The organism is Paractinoplanes polyasparticus (assembly GCF_019710575.1).
Taxonomy (GTDB): domain Bacteria; phylum Actinomycetota; class Actinomycetes; order Mycobacteriales; family Micromonosporaceae; genus Actinoplanes; species Actinoplanes polyasparticus.
In genome coordinates, this window is sequence record NZ_JAHWFK010000040.1 from 62,267 (window position 1) to 77,382 (window position 15,116).

General features: G+C 68.5%; 20 protein-coding genes and 2 pseudogenes. 8 read left to right on the plus strand and 14 right to left on the minus strand.

Features of this window, described 5'->3' with window-relative positions:
- Nucleotides 1-8: 8 nt before the first annotated feature.
- Both KXC43_RS53305 and KXC43_RS33710 read right to left on the minus strand, forming a co-directional pair.
- Complete coding sequence (locus tag KXC43_RS53305; RefSeq protein WP_369076964.1) at nt 9-347, minus strand: SEC-C metal-binding domain-containing protein; 339 nt, start codon at nt 345-347, stop codon at nt 9-11.
- Nucleotides 233-934: a tetratricopeptide repeat protein gene (locus tag KXC43_RS33710; protein ID WP_221380409.1), complete on the minus strand. Its 702-nt coding sequence runs from the start codon at nt 932-934 to the stop codon at nt 233-235. Before KXC43_RS33710 ends, KXC43_RS53305 begins: the two co-directional genes overlap by 115 nt.
- 150 nt (nt 935-1,084) lie before the next feature.
- Here KXC43_RS33710 and KXC43_RS33715 point away from each other — a divergent pair, with 150 nt between their 5' ends.
- Together KXC43_RS33715 and KXC43_RS33720 are read left to right on the plus strand one after the other, a co-directional pair.
- Nucleotides 1,085-1,468 carry a hypothetical protein gene (locus KXC43_RS33715; protein ID WP_221380410.1) on the plus strand — a complete coding sequence of 128 codons (384 nt, stop codon included), beginning with the start codon at nt 1,085-1,087 and terminating at the stop codon, nt 1,466-1,468.
- On the plus strand, nt 1,465-1,743 hold the full coding sequence (locus KXC43_RS33720) for a DUF6036 family nucleotidyltransferase (protein WP_221380258.1): 279 nt from the start codon (nt 1,465-1,467) through the stop codon (nt 1,741-1,743). Before KXC43_RS33715 ends, KXC43_RS33720 begins: the two co-directional genes overlap by 4 nt.
- Before the next feature lie 65 nt (nt 1,744-1,808).
- On the opposite strand, the gene KXC43_RS33725 is transcribed toward KXC43_RS33720, so the two are convergent.
- From KXC43_RS33725 to KXC43_RS33740, 7 genes and pseudogenes are all read right to left on the minus strand, one after another.
- The gene (locus KXC43_RS33725; RefSeq protein WP_255645299.1) at nt 1,809-2,015 is read right to left on the minus strand and encodes a helix-turn-helix domain-containing protein; all 207 of its coding nucleotides are present in this window, start codon (nt 2,013-2,015) and stop codon (nt 1,809-1,811) included.
- 22 nt (nt 2,016-2,037) lie between these two features.
- A complete protein-coding gene (locus KXC43_RS52905; protein ID WP_369076967.1) occupies nt 2,038-2,658 on the minus strand; it encodes a replication initiator in 621 nt (206 codons plus the stop codon).
- A pseudogene (locus KXC43_RS53310) lies at nt 2,638-3,077 on the minus strand (replication initiator); the annotation flags it as partial. The gene KXC43_RS52905 and the pseudogene KXC43_RS53310, both read right to left, overlap by 21 nt.
- Before the next feature lie 69 nt (nt 3,078-3,146).
- Nucleotides 3,147-3,242 (minus strand): replication initiator, encoded by a 96-nt coding sequence (locus tag KXC43_RS53315; protein WP_369076968.1) that lies wholly within the window; start codon nt 3,240-3,242, stop codon nt 3,147-3,149.
- Between the two features lie 25 nt (nt 3,243-3,267).
- Nucleotides 3,268-3,780 (minus strand): annotated as a pseudogene (locus KXC43_RS52910) (replication initiator); the annotation flags it as partial.
- 93 nt (nt 3,781-3,873) lie between these two features.
- A complete protein-coding gene (locus KXC43_RS33735; RefSeq protein WP_221380259.1) occupies nt 3,874-4,266 on the minus strand; it encodes an ester cyclase in 393 nt (130 codons plus the stop codon).
- 35 nt (nt 4,267-4,301) lie between these two features.
- Entirely contained in the window at nt 4,302-4,982 is a 681-nt protein-coding gene (locus tag KXC43_RS33740; protein WP_221380260.1) for an SDR family NAD(P)-dependent oxidoreductase, read from the minus strand.
- Between the two features lie 99 nt (nt 4,983-5,081).
- On the opposite strand from KXC43_RS33740, the gene KXC43_RS33745 reads away from it, so the two are divergent.
- The 3 genes from KXC43_RS33745 to KXC43_RS33755 all read left to right on the plus strand — a co-directional run bounded on the left by KXC43_RS33745 (nt 5,082) and on the right by KXC43_RS33755 (nt 8,727).
- Complete coding sequence (locus KXC43_RS33745) at nt 5,082-5,927, plus strand: helix-turn-helix transcriptional regulator (RefSeq protein ID WP_221380261.1); 846 nt, start codon at nt 5,082-5,084, stop codon at nt 5,925-5,927.
- Between the two features lie 320 nt (nt 5,928-6,247).
- Nucleotides 6,248-6,724, plus strand: a complete 477-nt coding sequence (locus tag KXC43_RS33750; RefSeq protein WP_221380262.1) for a (2Fe-2S)-binding protein — start codon at nt 6,248-6,250, stop codon at nt 6,722-6,724.
- The gene (locus KXC43_RS33755; protein ID WP_221380263.1) at nt 6,721-8,727 is read left to right on the plus strand and encodes a xanthine dehydrogenase family protein molybdopterin-binding subunit; all 2,007 of its coding nucleotides are present in this window, start codon (nt 6,721-6,723) and stop codon (nt 8,725-8,727) included. Before KXC43_RS33750 ends, KXC43_RS33755 begins: the two co-directional genes overlap by 4 nt.
- Before the next feature lie 41 nt (nt 8,728-8,768).
- Here the strand turns inward: KXC43_RS33755 and KXC43_RS33760 are convergent, their stop codons facing one another.
- Nucleotides 8,769-9,278: a GNAT family N-acetyltransferase gene (locus KXC43_RS33760; protein ID WP_221380264.1), complete on the minus strand. Its 510-nt coding sequence runs from the start codon at nt 9,276-9,278 to the stop codon at nt 8,769-8,771.
- Between the two features lie 176 nt (nt 9,279-9,454).
- The gene (locus tag KXC43_RS33765) at nt 9,455-10,276 is read right to left on the minus strand and encodes a helix-turn-helix transcriptional regulator (protein WP_221380265.1); all 822 of its coding nucleotides are present in this window, start codon (nt 10,274-10,276) and stop codon (nt 9,455-9,457) included.
- Between the two features lie 226 nt (nt 10,277-10,502).
- Between KXC43_RS33765 and KXC43_RS33770 the strand changes: the two genes are divergently transcribed.
- Together KXC43_RS33770 and KXC43_RS33775 are read left to right on the plus strand one after the other, a co-directional pair.
- Complete coding sequence (locus tag KXC43_RS33770; protein WP_255645300.1) at nt 10,503-10,919, plus strand: Atu4866 domain-containing protein; 417 nt, start codon at nt 10,503-10,505, stop codon at nt 10,917-10,919.
- 101 nt (nt 10,920-11,020) lie between these two features.
- Complete coding sequence (locus KXC43_RS33775; RefSeq protein WP_221380266.1) at nt 11,021-11,593, plus strand: nuclear transport factor 2 family protein; 573 nt, start codon at nt 11,021-11,023, stop codon at nt 11,591-11,593.
- A 460-nt stretch (nt 11,594-12,053) separates the two neighbouring features.
- Here the strand turns inward: KXC43_RS33775 and KXC43_RS33780 are convergent, their stop codons facing one another.
- From KXC43_RS33780 to KXC43_RS33790, 3 genes are read right to left on the minus strand one after another with little or no spacing between them, the layout of a single operon-like run.
- Nucleotides 12,054-12,554 (minus strand): DUF1097 domain-containing protein, encoded by a 501-nt coding sequence (locus KXC43_RS33780; protein ID WP_221380267.1) that lies wholly within the window; start codon nt 12,552-12,554, stop codon nt 12,054-12,056.
- A complete protein-coding gene (locus KXC43_RS33785; RefSeq protein ID WP_221380268.1) occupies nt 12,551-13,453 on the minus strand; it encodes an SDR family oxidoreductase in 903 nt (300 codons plus the stop codon). Before KXC43_RS33785 ends, KXC43_RS33780 begins: the two co-directional genes overlap by 4 nt.
- A 45-nt stretch (nt 13,454-13,498) precedes the next feature.
- Nucleotides 13,499-14,233 carry an SDR family oxidoreductase gene (locus tag KXC43_RS33790; RefSeq protein ID WP_221380269.1) on the minus strand — a complete coding sequence of 245 codons (735 nt, stop codon included), beginning with the start codon at nt 14,231-14,233 and terminating at the stop codon, nt 13,499-13,501.
- A gap of 168 nt (nt 14,234-14,401) precedes the next feature.
- Between KXC43_RS33790 and KXC43_RS33795 the strand changes: the two genes are divergently transcribed.
- The gene (locus tag KXC43_RS33795; RefSeq protein ID WP_221380270.1) at nt 14,402-15,112 is read left to right on the plus strand and encodes a TetR/AcrR family transcriptional regulator; all 711 of its coding nucleotides are present in this window, start codon (nt 14,402-14,404) and stop codon (nt 15,110-15,112) included.
- The last annotated feature ends 4 nt before the right edge of the window (nt 15,113-15,116 follow it).

The window sequence follows — 15,116 nt, forward strand, 5'->3', positions numbered from 1 at the left end:
GAGTCCGGCTACAGGGGCCGGCCGCAGCACTTCTTGTACTTGCGTCCGGAGCCGCACCAGCAGGCGGCGTTGCGTTCCGGCGGCCAGCTAATCATCAGGTGGTCCGGCGCGGTCTCGCAATAGCGCCGTTTGGTGTTCGCGGCCGTCGGTGAACCGCCGTGCTGGCGGGCGAAGTCGATGAGACCGTCGACTTGGGCGGTGACGACGGTGATCGAGGGGACTCCGCCGTCGCTTACCTCGCGCCACCGGTATTCGGCGGCGTCGTAGTACTCGTCTTCTGGTTGCTCGTAGACGCCGGGCCACTGCTGTTGGGCGAGTCGGCGCTGGTCGCGTTGGAAGGTGAGCATACGGGTCTGGCGGGGGCATAGCCGGAGTCGATCAGGTCGAGAACGTCCTCGGCTGTGGTCGGCTGCTCCGGATCAGTCAGCTCGGGCACCAGGGTGTCGAGCAGGTCGGGGGAGTGTCCGAGCTGCTGACGTACGTGCTGCCGGTTGCGCAGCATGATGGTGGTGCCGATGGTGAGCCACTGATCGCGGCGGCGCAGTGCGTCGAGTTGCTCCTCGGTGAGGCGGGCAGCGGCCCGGTCGTACCAGCGGGCGGCGTGGTCGAGGTCGCCATGAGCGGTGAGAAGTTCCGCGGCGAGTTCGCACTGCCGTTCGCCCAGGGCAGGATCTTTCGCTGCGGTATTGAGCTCGGCATACGCCATCTCGGTGTCACCTGCCTGCAGGTGCAGGTCGGCCAGTTGAATGTGGGCGTCGCACCCGTATTCGCCGCCGCCCTGGATGAGTTCGTCGAGGATGGCGCGGGCACGGTCCGAGCGCCCGGCTCGCTGCCAGGCGTCGGCGGCCTCCAGCAGGATCTCGGAGCGCTCCTCAGCGTACGTATCGGCGTCGGCTTCGAGCTCTTCCGCCAGCTTCGTGTCGGCATGCGCCATGCCGGGGATCGTACTGGCCGAGGAACTGCTCAAACACCAGCGGTCGCCCGACCGGGTAGGGCCGCAGTTGACCGACCGGGCGGGTTGATCATCTCCGGATGGCGGTTGCTCGTACGATCAGTCCGAGGGCGAAGCGGGAGGAGAAAGTCGATGATGACGTATCAACCCATGACCTTGGTTGACCTGGCCAGCCACCTGTCGCGCCAGCCTGACCTGAAGATCCGGTGGAAACATGTGTGGGAGTTTCTTGAGGAATATCGGTGGGAGCCGGCCGACAAGCAGGCTGACCTACTGCTCGAGGAGCCACCCATGACGGGTGACACGCGGTGGGATGTCCTGCTCGGCGCGCTCGCGGAACACCTCGCCGCGCAGCTCGACCGATCGCCACCTGATTGGGCCAGGTCGCGTGTGCTGACGACACCATGGTTTCCCTCCTCGTTGCCGTCGAAGCGGATGGAGGCGCTCATCTGGGCGCCCGCCGCCTTCCGCAAGCATGGCGTCTACCTGTCCGCACGCGACCTGGACGCCGCATGACTGACGACGGACTCCTCGGCCGAGCCGAACTGGAGCGAGCCTTCTCGGCATCGGCCGACCGACTGGCCCGCCGCGACCTCTTCATCGTCGGCGGCGCCGCGATGGCGCTGGCGTACGACGCCAACCGCGTGACGAGAGACGTAGACGCTACGTTCGTACCGCACGGTGTCGTTCTGGAGGAAGCCCGCAACGTGGCAGACGCGTTGGGATTACGCCTTGGTGGCTCAACGAGCAGGCCAGCGCCTACGTCTCGACGCAGAATGATGCAGGACTGAGGCGATCCAGCGTTGACGCCCTTCGTCCCAGTGCAGTCCGCCATCACCTCTGCTGCGGCGTTTCGTCATGCGGCGACTCCTTTCGTGCTCTCCCGTTCGAGTAGGGAGACGTATTCGGTGATGGCCGACTCGGGCACAAGTCGGGTGCGGCCTTCTTTGACGGTGCGCAATCGGCCGGAGCGGACGAGTTCGTAGATCACGGAGCGGCTGAGGCTCAGTTGCTGCATGGCTTCTGGGATGCGGTAGAGAGCCTTCCGCTGGGGTTCGGTCAACGGGTCTCCTTCCGGGTGGAGGTCAGGCGGCTTGTAGGACGAGTGGGACGGCGGAACCGGCTTCGTGGGCGAGCTCGTCGCGTCCGGTCTCTTGTCGGGCGCGGGCCATCGCGGCTGCGGTGTTGGCTAGCAGAGCATCGCCGTTGTTGTGCCAGCCGACTCCGGCGAAGGACAGGGTGCCAACGACGAGCGTTGTCTCGTCGAGGTGGTCGACGGTGTGGACGGTGCCGGGGTCGGTGGCGGCCTGGTCTTCGGTACGGCGGTAGACGATGCGAGTGTCTCGGAGCGTGGCGAAGCGCACGACGCGGCGGCGGGTTTTGGTGAGGAAGTGTCCGGCGAAGCCGAACCGGTGGGCCCATCGACGCAGCCGTGCATACGGGTTGGTGGCCGTGCCGTCGTTGGCGGGTTTGGTGTCAAGGTTGCCTTGACGTTCGGCGACGCAGACAGGGCAGGCCCGGTAGCGGGTATGGGTGCCGCAGTCCGGACAGTCCCACGGTTCGCCGAACGGACCGCCGGTCGTAGTACGAGACCGGTCGCTGGGCGGCCGGGTATGAGAGGCCGGGTTGAGGGTAGGGCGCCCGATGCGCCAGCAGGCGGCGACGAGTCGGGCGATGTGGTCGCCGTCGGGGTCGTACTGGTCGATGGTGTCGTCGGTGATGCGGGTGGAGGAGAAGCCGGTGGCCTCCGTCGATTTGGTGGTGTACTTGGCGAGATAGCCGGCCTTTTGCGAGGCGAGCTGTTCGCCGACCATGTCGTCGGTGATGCTGCCGTCCCCGGCGAGGGCGAGCGCCTGGATGTCGAAGCCTTTGTCCGGGTCTCCCCACCGGATCTCCCAGCCTTGCGGCCGGTCAGGGTGCGCCGGGGTGGTGAAGGAGATCGTCCGCACCGCGTGGCGGAAGGCGGCGATGATGACGTCGACGTCGACGCCGGGCGGGGGATGAGGACGGCGTCGGGGTCGTCGGGGTGCACGCCGTCAAGGCGGACCAGGGCGTGGAAGTGCACGACGGCGCGGCGTTGCATCTCGGCGGCTTTGCCGTGGGTGAGCTGCGCCGCCGGGACCATGCGGATCTTGCCGCTGGGGGTGGTTTTGGCGACCGGGGGCAGGCCGCGGGCTTTGCAGATTTGGGCGAGTTAGCGGTCAGCGGCTTGTTTGGTGCGGTGCCACAGTTCGGTGGAGAACAGGTTCCAGACGACGTGGTGGTCGTGGTCGTAGCAGTCGAGGCACAGCGGTTGGCCGAGGGCGGGGTCGTCGGGGGGTGTGGCGTCGCCAGCAGACGACCGGGTGCCCGTGGTCGCACGGTGCGGGGGTGCCGCGGCGGGCGTGGCAGGGTTCGGCTTGGCAGGTGCAGCGTTTGCGGTTCGTGCAGGTGTGTTTGCGCGCGACACGGGTGTGCACGGTGCCGAAGCTGGGGGCGGTGAAGGTGGGGAACACGGCCGGGTGTTTTGCCACCGACGTCAGGATGCCTTTTCCGCCAACGAGAAACGACCGCAGGATCTGGTAGGCGTCGCGCTGGTAGGTGCGGGCGCAGGACGGGCAGCCCGAGGCGAGGCGGGTGCCGCAGGCTTTGTAGATGGCGGCGTCGGGGAGCTGGTCGGTGTGCCGGGAGTCGAGCAGGCGGCCGGTGGCTGCTTCGATGCTGTCGAGGGTGCCGGACAGCCGGATCGGGCGGGTGCAGCCGGAGGCGGCTTGCACGTGGGTGAGCCAGTCGAAGTAGTCCGGGCTCGAGGCGCGGGCCAGGGCTTGCCCGGCGGCGGAAGGGCTCAAGGCCCTCCGCGAGGCGTTGCGCGAGCTCGGTCCGCGGTTCGACTCTTGACGGCCTACAGCGTCACAGGTGATTCCGGGCTCTTGTCCTCACGGTCAGGCGGTGAGTTGGCGACGTACGTCGTCGGAATCGTGCAGGTTGGTCATCTGCACGAATCGGCCGTTGCTGACCTTGTAGATCGCGTACTCGACGATCTCGAACGATGCGCCGGTCGGCGGGACGCCCAGCCATTCCTTCACCGGGGTGCCGGTGTTGACCACGCGCGCAGCGATGCGGCCGCGGTCGATCAGCAGTTCCTTGAGGTCCCAGTGGAAGTCGGGAACGGCGTCGATAATGCTCTTCATGTCGGCGACGACGTCGTCTCTGGTTCCCCATTCGCCGTTCAGCATGACCCTGTCGGCGACGAACTCGTCCATCCTCTCGAGCTGGTGGGCGTCAAGCGTGGTGATGTAGCGGTGGTAGAAGCTACGCAGGTCGGTGTCGGTCATCAGATTCTCCTCACGGGTGTTCGCGCGACGTCTGGTCAATAGGCGATGCGGCCCTGGCGGCTGTGGTACTCACCGGTGGGTCCGTCGGGGCCGAGCAGGGCTAGGGCAACCGTCGCGTCCGTACCTTCGGTGACGGTCTGATGTCCGTTGTGGCTGTTGAGGTCGGTCGCGGTGTACCCCGGGTCGGAGGCGTTGATCCGCATTCCCGGCAGGTTCTTGGCGTACTGCACGGTCAGGGCGATCACGGCCGCCTTGGAGCTGGCGTACGGCACCATGTATCCGTGGAACGAGTCGTCCTCGGGGTCCAACAGGGCGCGCGGGAAACCCAGCCCCGACCCGACGTTGACGATCACCGGGTTGGACGAGCGCTTCAGCAGCGGCAGGGCGGCCTGGGTGACCCGTACGATGCCGAAGACATTCGTCTCGAACGTCGCCCGCATCGCCTCGACGTCCAGGTCGTCAAGGGTCCAGGACGGGCCGACGATGCCGGCGTTGTTGATCAGGACGTCGAGGCCGGGCAGGGACGCGATCGCATTGTCGACGCTGTCCTGGTCGGTGACGTCGAGCTGAATCGGGATCGCGCCGAGTCCGTGGGCGGCACTGCCGGAGGCCAGGTCGCGCATGCCGGCGTACACAGTGTGGCCGGCGGCAATGAGGCGGCGGGCGGTTTCCAGACCGAGGCTCTTGTTGGCCCCGGTCACCAAAGTTGTGGTCATGTCTCGAGGTTGCGCCACCGGTGGGGCGGCTGACAGGCCCCCGTGATCGTGGGAACAGCAGTACCACCCGCCGCCGGCGATGAGGGGGACCATGGAGGCATGGACGACTTCGCGCGCGTGCTGCGAGCCTGGCGGAACCGGGTACGCCCGGAGGACGTCGGGCTCAGTCCCGGCTTGAACCGGCGCATCTCCGGTCTGCGCCGGGAGGAGCTGGCGTTGATCGCCGGTGTCAGTGTCGACTACATCGTCCGGTTGGAACAGGGACGCGCCCGTAATCCCTCGCCGCAGCTGCTGTCCGCGCTGGCCCGGGCGCTGCGGTTGAGCGACGTGGAACGCGAACACCTGTTCCGGGTCGCTGGGGCGGCCCTGCCGCCGGCCGGGCGCGTGCCCCGCGAGGTCACCCCGACCGCGCAGCGGATGGTCGACCGCTTCCGCAACGCGCCGGTGCTGGTGGCAGTGCACACCGCGATATACGAACTGGTGCTGTGGAACCCGCTCTGGGCCGCCCTGTTCGGAGACCCGTCCAGTCAGACCCGGCTGGAACGCAACGTCGCGTGGCGGTACTTCGCAGGGTCGACCCCGGTGACGCACACCCCGGAGGACGACGAAGCGTACGCCCGTGACCTCGTCGGCAACCTGCGCCACGCGGCCGGCCGCTACCCCGGCGATCCGGAGATCCCGCAGCTGATCGACACGCTGATCACAGCATCCCCCGATTTCGCCCGCCGCTGGGAGGCGGGCACGGTCGGGGAACTACGCAGCAGTCGCAAGATCCTGCACACCGACCTCGTCGGTGACATCGTCGTCGACTGCGACAACTTCACCGGCGGCCCCGGCGACCAGACAATCGTGATGATGACCGCCGAACCGGGCTCCGAGGACGAGCAGAAGCTTGACCTGCTACGGGTCATCGGACTTCAGGACCTGCAAAACCGAACAACCTGACGTTTCCGATGAGGTTGGGCGGCCTCATCCCACCTGCCCGCGCTGGTCGCCGTCGACGGCATCGAGCTGCGCGCACGGGCGGTGAGCTCCGAAGCGTCGGCCCCGTGCTGCCGGAGCGTCCGAGGGAGGCCGCGCCCGCGACGCGAGCGGACTCCCGGACCCGACATCTGATACGCGAGCATCCCTGGCCGATCACGGCCGGTTGACGCACTGAGTCGACCTCAGCGCCTCCCACTGCTGGCGAGATTTGGTCGGACCATGGCATTTATGCCACTTCTCCGGACTTGGCCGGGCCCCTACCGTCAACCGTCGTGAGAACAATGGACGTAGTCGTTAACGGGGAGCCCCGCAGGTTCGAAGCAGGCGGGTCCGGGCGGCTCCTCGAGCTGCTCCGCGAGGAATTCGGGCTGACCGGTACCAAGTTCGGTTGTGAATCGCGCAGCTGCGGGGCATGCACGGTCCTGATCGGCGACCGCGCCACCCTGGCGTGCGCCGTCGAGCCCGCGTCCGTGGCCGGCGGCCGGGTGACGACGATCGAGGGCCTGGCGGACGGTCCCGCCGCGCTGCACGTCGTGCAGCAGGCGTTTCTCGATGAGCAGGTGGGCCAGTGCGGGTGGTGCACGCCGGCACAGGTGCTGACCGCTGTCGCCCTGCTGCGGGAAGTGGCCGATCCCGGTGTCGATCTCATCCGCGAGCGTCTGTCGGCGGTGCTGTGCCGCTGCGGCACCTACCAGCGCGCGTTCGCCGCCGTGACCCGGGCGGCCGCGGTCCTCGCCGGGCAAGGAGAAGCCGAGTGAAGAGGCAACACAGGGGTGCGCCCCTGCCCGATGCGGTCCGACGCCTGCTGACCAATACCGCCAGGCCAGGCGGCACCGCGCCGATGAAGGGCCGGCCTCCCGCCCCCGACACCTGGTGCGACATCGACTCGGACGGCACGGTGCACCTGTTCGTGCCGAAGGCGGAGCTGGGTCAGGGATCGCACACTCTGCTGGCGCAGATCTTCGCCGACGAGCTCGGAGCCGATCTCGACAAGGTGGTGGTGCACCAGCCGGACACCGACCGCGGTTTCCCGCTCGGCTGGATGACGGTGGTCGGGGGAACCACCGCCGAGCTGATGCGCGCGCCCGCCCTCCGGGCCGCAGCTGCGGTGAGAGACCGCATCTCCCGGGGCGCCGTGCCACAGCCTGTGACCATCGCTGAACCAAGAGGACTGATCGGGGCTTCGGCACCTCGGGTCGACCTGCCGTCGAAGGTCACCGGTGCCGCGGTTTTCGCGTCCGACATTCGCTTGCCGGACATGCTGTACGGCGCATTGCTGCTGCCGGAGCGGCACGGCGCATCGCTGGAAAGTGTCTCCGGCCTGGACGAGGCGCGCCGCTCACCCGGCGTCGTCCACGTCATCGCCGACACCGCCACCGGTCTGATCGCCGCAGCGGCCGAACGCAGCCACCAGGCGCGCGCCGCCCTGGCCTTGCTGCGACCGCGATGGCGCGGCGGATCCGAGGCCGACCAGGACGCCATCGAGGCGGCGATCGATGTCAGGCGAACCCCGACACACCTCGTCCAGAACGTGGGCAACAAGGCCATGCCGACGGATGGACGGCGGTTGACCGCCGAGTATCGGACGTCCATGGTGATGGCCGCCCCTGCCGAGCCGCCGGTGGCCGTCGCCGAGGTCACCGCGGACCGGGTGACGGTGCACTCGTCCACGCAGAACCCTGCACTGGTCCAGGACGCCGTGGCCAAGGCCCTGGGCCGTCGGCGTCGCGACGTCCGCGTCATCGTGCCCTACGTGGGTGGGTCCTTCGGGCGTAAACACGGCTATGTCGGTGATCCCGCCGCTGCGGCGGCTCTGCTGGCGGCAGCAACCGGGCGCCCGGTACACCTCGCCTGGAGCAGACAGCAGGATCAGCTCAACGGCCCGAAGCGCCCACCGAGCCATCACCTCATGGAAGCGGCCATCGGCGGCGGCGGTGAACTGCTGGCACTGCGGCACCGGTTCGCCGTCGGCGACGCCAGCGGCGGCTGGCCCACCTCCAGCCAGGCCGCCCGGGCGACCGACATCGACTTCTTCTCGGTCTTCGGGGCGCATCTGCTCTACCGAGGCGTCCCCAACCTGCGGGTCGACTACGGCCGGGTGCCGATGCCCTCGACGGTCCACCTCGGGCCGATGCGTTCGTTGAGCACCCACCCGAATCTCTTCGCGATCGAAAGCTTCCTGGACGAGGTCGCGGCCGAGCTCGGTATCGATCCCCTCGAACTGAGGCTTCGGCATCTGACGAACGACGAACACGGGCGCCGTCTGCGCCGCGTCCTGGAAGCGGTCGCCGCCGAGGCGGACTGGGGTACGTCGGCGCCGGGCACCGCCAAGGGCATCGCCTGCTGCGCCTACGGCAGGACCGTCACCGCGCAGATCATCCAGGTCAGCGCGAACGACACTGGCGCCGGCACGCTGCCGATCGTCGTGGACGAGGTCGTCGCAGCCGCCGACGGCCACCTGGTCAACCCCGCGATCGCCCGCTCCCAGGTGGAAGGCGCCGTCGTCATGGGCCTGAGCTGGGCGCTCGGAGAACGCATCACCGTTCGCCAGGGACAGGTCGTCGAGACCGACTTCGACCGGTACGCGATCCTGCGGGCGGACTCCTCGCCGCGCGTGCGAAGCGTTCTCGTCGAGGGCGATTTCTGGGGCGGCGGCTTCAACGAGGCCAGCGCGAGTCCGACCGCCGCCGCACTCGCCAACGCCGTACACGCACTCACGGGCAACCGCATCCGCACACTGCCGCTCTTCCCACCACGTTGAGCGGGACCCGCCGGCTGAGGCCCGGCACAGGGATACCTCCGTCAGGGGGCGTCCCCGCGCAGGCGGCTGAAGACGACCAGATCGTGGTACGTGCCCCGGCGGAACTGTGCGTGCCGCGCGATGCCCTCACGGCTGAACCCGGCTTTCTCCAAGCTCCGTTGCGCGGGAGTGTTGTCGATGTCGGTCTCCGCCTGCAAGCGCTCGAAGGTCGTCGTCTCGAACAGGTACGTCGCCAGCAGTTGCTTCCCGACAGTGCCGAGCCCACGGCCGCGGAAGCCCGGTAGCAGACGGGTTCCGATGTTCAGCGCATGCGACGGAACGGTGGGTCCGTGCGGCACCGGCCGCCAGGAGATCTTGCCGGCGACCGCGCCGTCGGCATCCTGGATGATCAGAGTCCCGTGGTCGTAGTCGAGAAGCCCGTTCGCGGCGAAGGCCCGCTCCATCGCGTTCGCGGCCATCCACCCGAAGGAGTCGACCGGGTCCAGGTCGTGATTGACATACAGCAGCGGCAGATCCTCGCGCCGGACAGGACGCAGTGTGGCTCCGGACATTCTGCGATCATGGAGGAGGAGGGAAGCGGAACGCAATCAGTGTCACCGGTTGACCCCCCGGGAATCCCCAACGTTGCCCGATGGAGCAACCTCCGTCATCGGTCGCCACTACGCCGAAGCATTCGCGGTCATCCGGTGGCCGGCCGGAGATCCGGTAGCCTTCACGCCGTTGCAGGTCAGGGCTCGCTGGCTGCCAGCGAGCCCAGCAGCGCGAGCGCCTCGGCGCTGGCCGAGCCCGGCTCGGCGTGGTAGACGACGAGCTCTTGGCCGGGGCTCGAGCGGACGTCGAAGGTCTGCATCGTCAGCGTCAGGGGACCGACGTCGTCGTGGTGGAAGCTCTTGCGTTCCAGCGCCTTGCCTCGCGCGTCGTGGCTGGTCCACAGCTCGGCGAAGGCCGCGCTCTCGGCGAGCAGCTCGTCGAGGATCTGTCGTATCCGCGGGTCGTCGGGCGCCTTGCCGTAGTTGAGGCGCAAGCCGGCCACGGAGTTGCGTGCGACGTCGCCCCAGCCCCGGTAGAACGTGCGGGCGGCCGGATCGGTGAACACGACGTGCATGAGATTGCGCGAGTGTGTCCAGCGGTGGAACAGCGCGTCCGCGATCGGATTGGAGGCCAGGACGTCGAAGGCGCGGTTGTAGACGATGGCCGGGTTGTCCGGCCAGGCCCGCATCAGGACGAGCAGGCTCGGGTCGACCCGGCCGCTCACCAGCGTCGACCCTTCCCGTGGGCTGAGCCCGGCCAACCGGAACAGGTGCTGCCGGTCGTCCTCGCCGAGTCGGAGGGCCCGCGCGAGGGCGCCGACCACCTGCGCCGAGGGGGAGCCTTCGCGTCCCTGTTCGAGGCGCACGTAGTAGTCCACGCTCACCCCGGCCAGCATCGCCACTTCCACGCGACGCAGGCCGGGCACCCTGCGATGACCGCTGCCGGGCAGGTTGGCCTGATCCGGTGTGATGCGTCCGCGGCGGGCCTTGAGATACCCGCCGAGGTCGGAGTTGGCCATCTCCATATGGTAGCTGCGGGAGCGTGGTTCGGCCTGGCAGCGGTGTTGCCCGCCGATCCCGTACCGGGCCGGGTCCACCTGTCGCCGGCGAGGCCCGTCAACCAGAGGGGGTGCAGCGCGGCCTCCCACGGCCACGTCGTTGTTCGTACCTTCGAGTCATGGACAACCGACAGATCATCCACCGCGTGCCCGAGGACAGGCTCGCTCGGGGGAGAGGATCGGGTCGATGAGGCAACATGTACGCATCATGGTCGGCGGTGCTTTCCTGGCCGTGCTGCTCACCGGGTGCTCCGGGGCGGCCGACACCGGTGCCCGTACGGCTTCCCGCGAGCCCGTCCTGGTTATCCCGTCGATCTCGACAGAGTCGTCTGCCTCGGCGCACCCGTACGTGGGGATGTGGGTGACGGCCGACGGCCACATCCGCCAGCAACTGCTCGCCAACGGCCGCTACGACGAAGCCCGTGGCGACCGGGAGAGCGCCTTCACCGGCTCCTACCGGGTGTCCGGCAACCGGATCGACTACATCGACGATACGGGATTCACTGCGGACGGAACCTTCGACGGAGACATCCTGCACCACGGCGGATACATCTTCTACCGAGAGGGTAGCGAGGTCCACCGCCAGGCGACCGAAGACCGATGACGGCTGAGCCTGGAATCCGCGCTCACCGCCGCCCGCCTGCCCCCCGATACCGCGGCGCAGGACGACAAGAAGGCCATACATGCCGACATACCTCGAGGAGAATGATCATGGAGATCGATGATGGGCAAGGCCGGTTGAGGCGTCGCGCGCTGCTCGGTGGGTCCGCCGCGGCGGCGGTGGGACTGCTCGGGCTGAGCGCCGGCCCCGCGCAAGCCGACGGTGGCGGGCGGGCGCAGGCCGGCGGTGGTGGGCGGGAGGGCCGCAACAAGCGGCGGTTGGCGCAGGTGTTCCGCGGTGCGACCGAGCGCGGCACTCTGAACAAGACGAACGATTTTTACCTGGACATCCTCCATCCCGATGTCGAATGGACCGTGATGGCCGAGCCCCGGCGGATCTACTCCAACCGGGCCGACTTTCTTGCTGGCGGGTCGGCTCCGGTGCTGGAGCGTCTCGCTACGCCGCTCTACCCCGACGTTCATGCGATCTACGCCGATGGCGACGTCGTCTCGGTCCTCTGGGACGGCACCGCGACGGCCCTGGACGGGCAGCCTTATCTGAACACCTTCAACTGGGTCTTCACGATGCGGGGCCGGCAGGCGATCCGGGTGCGGGCCTACCTCGACCTCATCGCGGTCAACAACCTCGTCGAACGCGTCCCGCTACCCACCACATAGGACCAGGGCGAAGCAACGGGACTGTGCAGGAGCGGTGTTTCCGGCCCGACACGCCGGGCTGAGGTCCGGCGTGTCGGGCACAATCGCGCGGTGCGGAAAGTGCCCGGCGGCCGGCGAGCCGAATTCATGCGAGACGTCGCCTTGCTGCTCCGAGTGCAGATCCGGCGATGTCGCTGAGACAACACAGCCTGCCCGGCAAGGACCTTCGCCGAACAGGTCGCTCGCGTCGATGAGTTTGTCCGTGACGATCAGCGTCGGCGTGGCCTACCTCGACGTTGCCCCACCCACCGCCGGCCCCGATTCTGGACCGGGCGGACGCGGCGGTGTACCAGCCGAAACGGAACAGGCAGGCCAGGTGGGTATCAACGCTGAGGCGCTGCTGACCTCTGACAGCGATTCGCGCCGAGCGGCCCGGTTGCGCGGTGGGCGCACCGGGCCGCTGGGCGGCTGTGACCGTTCGTCAGCTCGCGTATCGGTGCTGCAGTCGCTGGCTCGTGAAGCCGGCCACGGCGCCGATGGCGCCGGCCGCGACCAACGTGAGGATGCCGGTCAGGGGATTGTCGGGATGCAGGGCGAAGAAAGCGATCAGCCCGAGGAACCACGTCAGCGTGTTGCCCAGGATGGTGGTGGCGCGCAGGCCGACCGCGACCAGCGCGAGCAGGAAGACGGAGATCGGCAGGGCGACCGCGCCGACGACCGGCGAGAGCCAGGCGACGATGAAGGTTCCGGCCGTCGCCAGCAGAACGCCGGCCCAGAGGCTGATGATGGAGTAGACACCTTGCCGGGTGGAGGCGGGCCGCGTGAACCAGGCGACCCACCCGATGAACATCGCCCAGGCGGGCAGACCGGCGAGCTGACTGAGGAACGCGGCCGCGGCAGCGACGACACCCGCGATGACGGTGAACCGGATGAACCGGCTGTCGGTCTTGACGTTTCCGGGAGTCGTCGCGTGGCTGGTCATGACTCCTCCTTGAGGATGGTGGGGCGGAGCAGGTCGGTGAAGCCCATCCGGTGCATGAGGCGTTCGCGTTGTGCGGTGGCGACGGCGGTGACGGGGAGGTCGCCGAAGTCGGAGAAGTCCACGCTGGATCGGTAGGGGCGCTGGCTGTGCGGCAGGGCGACGATGCGGGCGATCTCGGTGGCGACCTGGTTGACGTCCTGGGCGACGCCCGGCGGGAACAGGCCCTCGGTGGCGGCCTGGTTGCGGGCGATGTGGGCGGCGATGAGGTCGTACCGGTCGCTCACCTCAGGCTCGGCGGGACCGGCGGCGTTCGGGAAGTGTTCGGTGCCGACGGTGAAAGGCCCGGGCATCACGATGGACGTTTCGATCCCGAACGGGGCGACCTCCAAAGAGACGGAATCGGCGAGGCTGTCCATGGCGGCCTTCGCCGCGGTGTACGGGCTCAGGAACGGCGGCACCACGCGGCTGGTACCCGAGCCGACCCAGAGCAGCAGCCCCTGTCCCTGGCGCCGGAGCACGGGCAGCGCCGCCCGGTTGACCCGCAGCGCGCCGACCACGTTGGTGTCGTAGGACTGCAGGAACTGCTCCGGACTGAAGGCCTCGGTGATGCCGTAGTAGAGGTGCGCCGCGTTGTGGACGACCACGTCGAGGTGGCCGGTCTCGCCGACGATGTGCGACACCGCGGCGTCCGCCGATTCCTGGGACAGCACATCGAGTTCGACGGTGCGAAGCTGGACGCGGTGCTCCGCGGCGTAGGCAGCCACCTCGGCGGCCCGGTCGGAGTTGCGGCCCTCGACGTCACGCATCGAGGCGTACACGGTGTGGCCGTCGTCGGCGAGGCGGCGGGCGGTCAACCTGCCTATTCCGGAGCCGGCGCCGGTGATGAGAACGACTGACATGAGAATCTCCCTGGTGAAGGGCTGGCATTTGGGGGATGACGCGGGTCAGACCATTCCGCCGTTGACGTAGACGGTCTGGCCGTTGACCCAGCGGCCCGGGCCGGCCAGGAACGACACCACGTCGGCGATGTCGGCGGGGGTGCCGAGGCGCTGCATCGGGTTCATGTTCGCCATCGCGTCGATGGTCGCCTCGTCCTTGCCCTGGAGGAACAGGTCGGTGGCGGTGGGCCCAGGTGCGACCGCGTTGACCGTGATGTCCCGGCCGCGTAGCTCCTTGGCCAGTACCGGCACCAGCGCGTCGACGGCCCCCTTGGATGCGGTGTAGCCCGCGTAGCTCGGCAGGGCCAGTTTCTTCACCGAGGTCGACAGGTTGATGATCGCCCCGCCGGCGCGGACCCGGCGGGCGGCCTGCTGGTTCACCACGAAGGCGCCGCGGATGTTGGTGCGATGCATCCGATCGAGGACCGCCAGATCGAAGTCGACCACCGGCTGCAGGCTCATCACGCCGGCCGAGTTCACCACCACGTCGATGCCGCCGTATTCCGCCTCGACAGCGTCGAAGGCGGCGGACACCGCAGCCTCGTCGGCGATGTCGGCCGACCAGGCCAGCGCCCGGCCACCGGCATCGCTGATTTCCGCCACCGTGGCATCGGCCTGGTCCTTGTTGCTGGCGAACACCACGCCGACGGCCAGCCCGTCCGAGGCCAGCCGGGCCGACACTGTCCGTCCGATGCCGCGCGACCCTCCGGTCACCACGGCCACACGCTGCTTTCCGGTCATGACTACTCCCTGGTCCGATGGGCGAGAATCACTGATGCTGCTACATGCGGTATCACCGATGCTACGGCAGGCGGCCGTTGAGCGCCACGCTGATGCTGCGATTGTTGGTATCGCTGATGCCGCCGGTCGGCGACATCAGCGATCACCCCACGCTGTTACCGTTGATACATGCCGCAGCGAGACGCCACCCGGGAACGGATCCGCCAGGCCGCCAGCGAACTCCTGGCCTTGGGCGGTCGGGAAGCCGTGTCCACCCGGGCGGTGAGCGCCGCGGCCCGTGTCCAGCCGGCTGCCATCTACCGGGCCTTCGGTGACATGCAAGGCCTGCTCGACGTCGTCGTCGCCGAGGGATTCGCTCGCTACCTGGACCAGAAACGCGCCCTGCCGGACGACGACGATCCGGTCGGTGCGCTGCGCGCCGGCTGGGATCTGCACGTCGGGTTCGGCATCGAGAACCCGAGCATCTACGTGCTGATGTTCGAATACCGCGACAATCGCCAGGACCGGGAGAACACGGCCGCCGCCAAAGCCCTGGCGATCCTGCGCCAGCTCGTCGTCCGAGTGGCGCGGGCCGGCGTGCTTCTCGTACCGGTCGATCAGGCGGTGTCGATGATCCACGCGGCCGGTATGGGCGCGGTCCTGCACACCCTTTCGCTGCCGGCCGCCGAGCGGAAGGCGTTCGACACTTCGCAGCTACGCGACGCGATCCTCGAGCACATCATCAGCATGAAGCCGGCTCCCGTCGCCGACGACATCCGCACGAACGTCATCACCTTGACCACGACCCTCGCCACGCCCGGCTACGACGTCCCGGGCAACCTGACCCCCGGCGAACGGCTCCTGCTGACCGAACTGCTCAACCGCATGGCGTCCCGCTGAGCAC

Bases quoted from the DNA above. Each gene is read 5' to 3' on its own strand.
- KXC43_RS33710 (WP_221380409.1), bottom strand. From the start codon at position 934: ATGGCGCATGCCGACACGAAGCTGGCGGAAGAGCTCGAAGCCGACGCC.
- KXC43_RS53305 (WP_369076964.1), bottom strand. From the start codon at position 347: ATGCTCACCTTCCAACGCGACCAGCGCCGACTCGCCCAACAGCAGTGG.
- KXC43_RS33740 (WP_221380260.1), bottom strand. From the start codon at position 4,982: ATGACCACAACTTTGGTGACCGGGGCCAACAAGAGCCTCGGTCTGGAA.
- KXC43_RS33720 (WP_221380258.1), top strand. From the start codon at position 1,465: ATGACTGACGACGGACTCCTCGGCCGAGCCGAACTGGAGCGAGCCTTC.
- KXC43_RS33780 (WP_221380267.1), bottom strand. From the start codon at position 12,554: ATGACCAGCCACGCGACGACTCCCGGAAACGTCAAGACCGACAGCCGG.
- KXC43_RS33795 (WP_221380270.1), top strand. From the start codon at position 14,402: ATGCCGCAGCGAGACGCCACCCGGGAACGGATCCGCCAGGCCGCCAGC.
- KXC43_RS33770 (WP_255645300.1), top strand. From the start codon at position 10,503: ATGAGGCAACATGTACGCATCATGGTCGGCGGTGCTTTCCTGGCCGTG.
- KXC43_RS33750 (WP_221380262.1), top strand. From the start codon at position 6,248: ATGGACGTAGTCGTTAACGGGGAGCCCCGCAGGTTCGAAGCAGGCGGG.
- KXC43_RS33735 (WP_221380259.1), bottom strand. From the start codon at position 4,266: ATGACCGACACCGACCTGCGTAGCTTCTACCACCGCTACATCACCACG.
- KXC43_RS33785 (WP_221380268.1), bottom strand. From the start codon at position 13,453: ATGTCAGTCGTTCTCATCACCGGCGCCGGCTCCGGAATAGGCAGGTTG.
- KXC43_RS33775 (WP_221380266.1), top strand. From the start codon at position 11,021: ATGATCATGGAGATCGATGATGGGCAAGGCCGGTTGAGGCGTCGCGCG.
- KXC43_RS33760 (WP_221380264.1), bottom strand. From the start codon at position 9,278: ATGTCCGGAGCCACACTGCGTCCTGTCCGGCGCGAGGATCTGCCGCTG.
- KXC43_RS33745 (WP_221380261.1), top strand. From the start codon at position 5,082: ATGGACGACTTCGCGCGCGTGCTGCGAGCCTGGCGGAACCGGGTACGC.
- KXC43_RS33715 (WP_221380410.1), top strand. From the start codon at position 1,085: ATGATGACGTATCAACCCATGACCTTGGTTGACCTGGCCAGCCACCTG.
- KXC43_RS33790 (WP_221380269.1), bottom strand. From the start codon at position 14,233: ATGACCGGAAAGCAGCGTGTGGCCGTGGTGACCGGAGGGTCGCGCGGC.
- KXC43_RS33765 (WP_221380265.1), bottom strand. From the start codon at position 10,276: ATGGCCAACTCCGACCTCGGCGGGTATCTCAAGGCCCGCCGCGGACGC.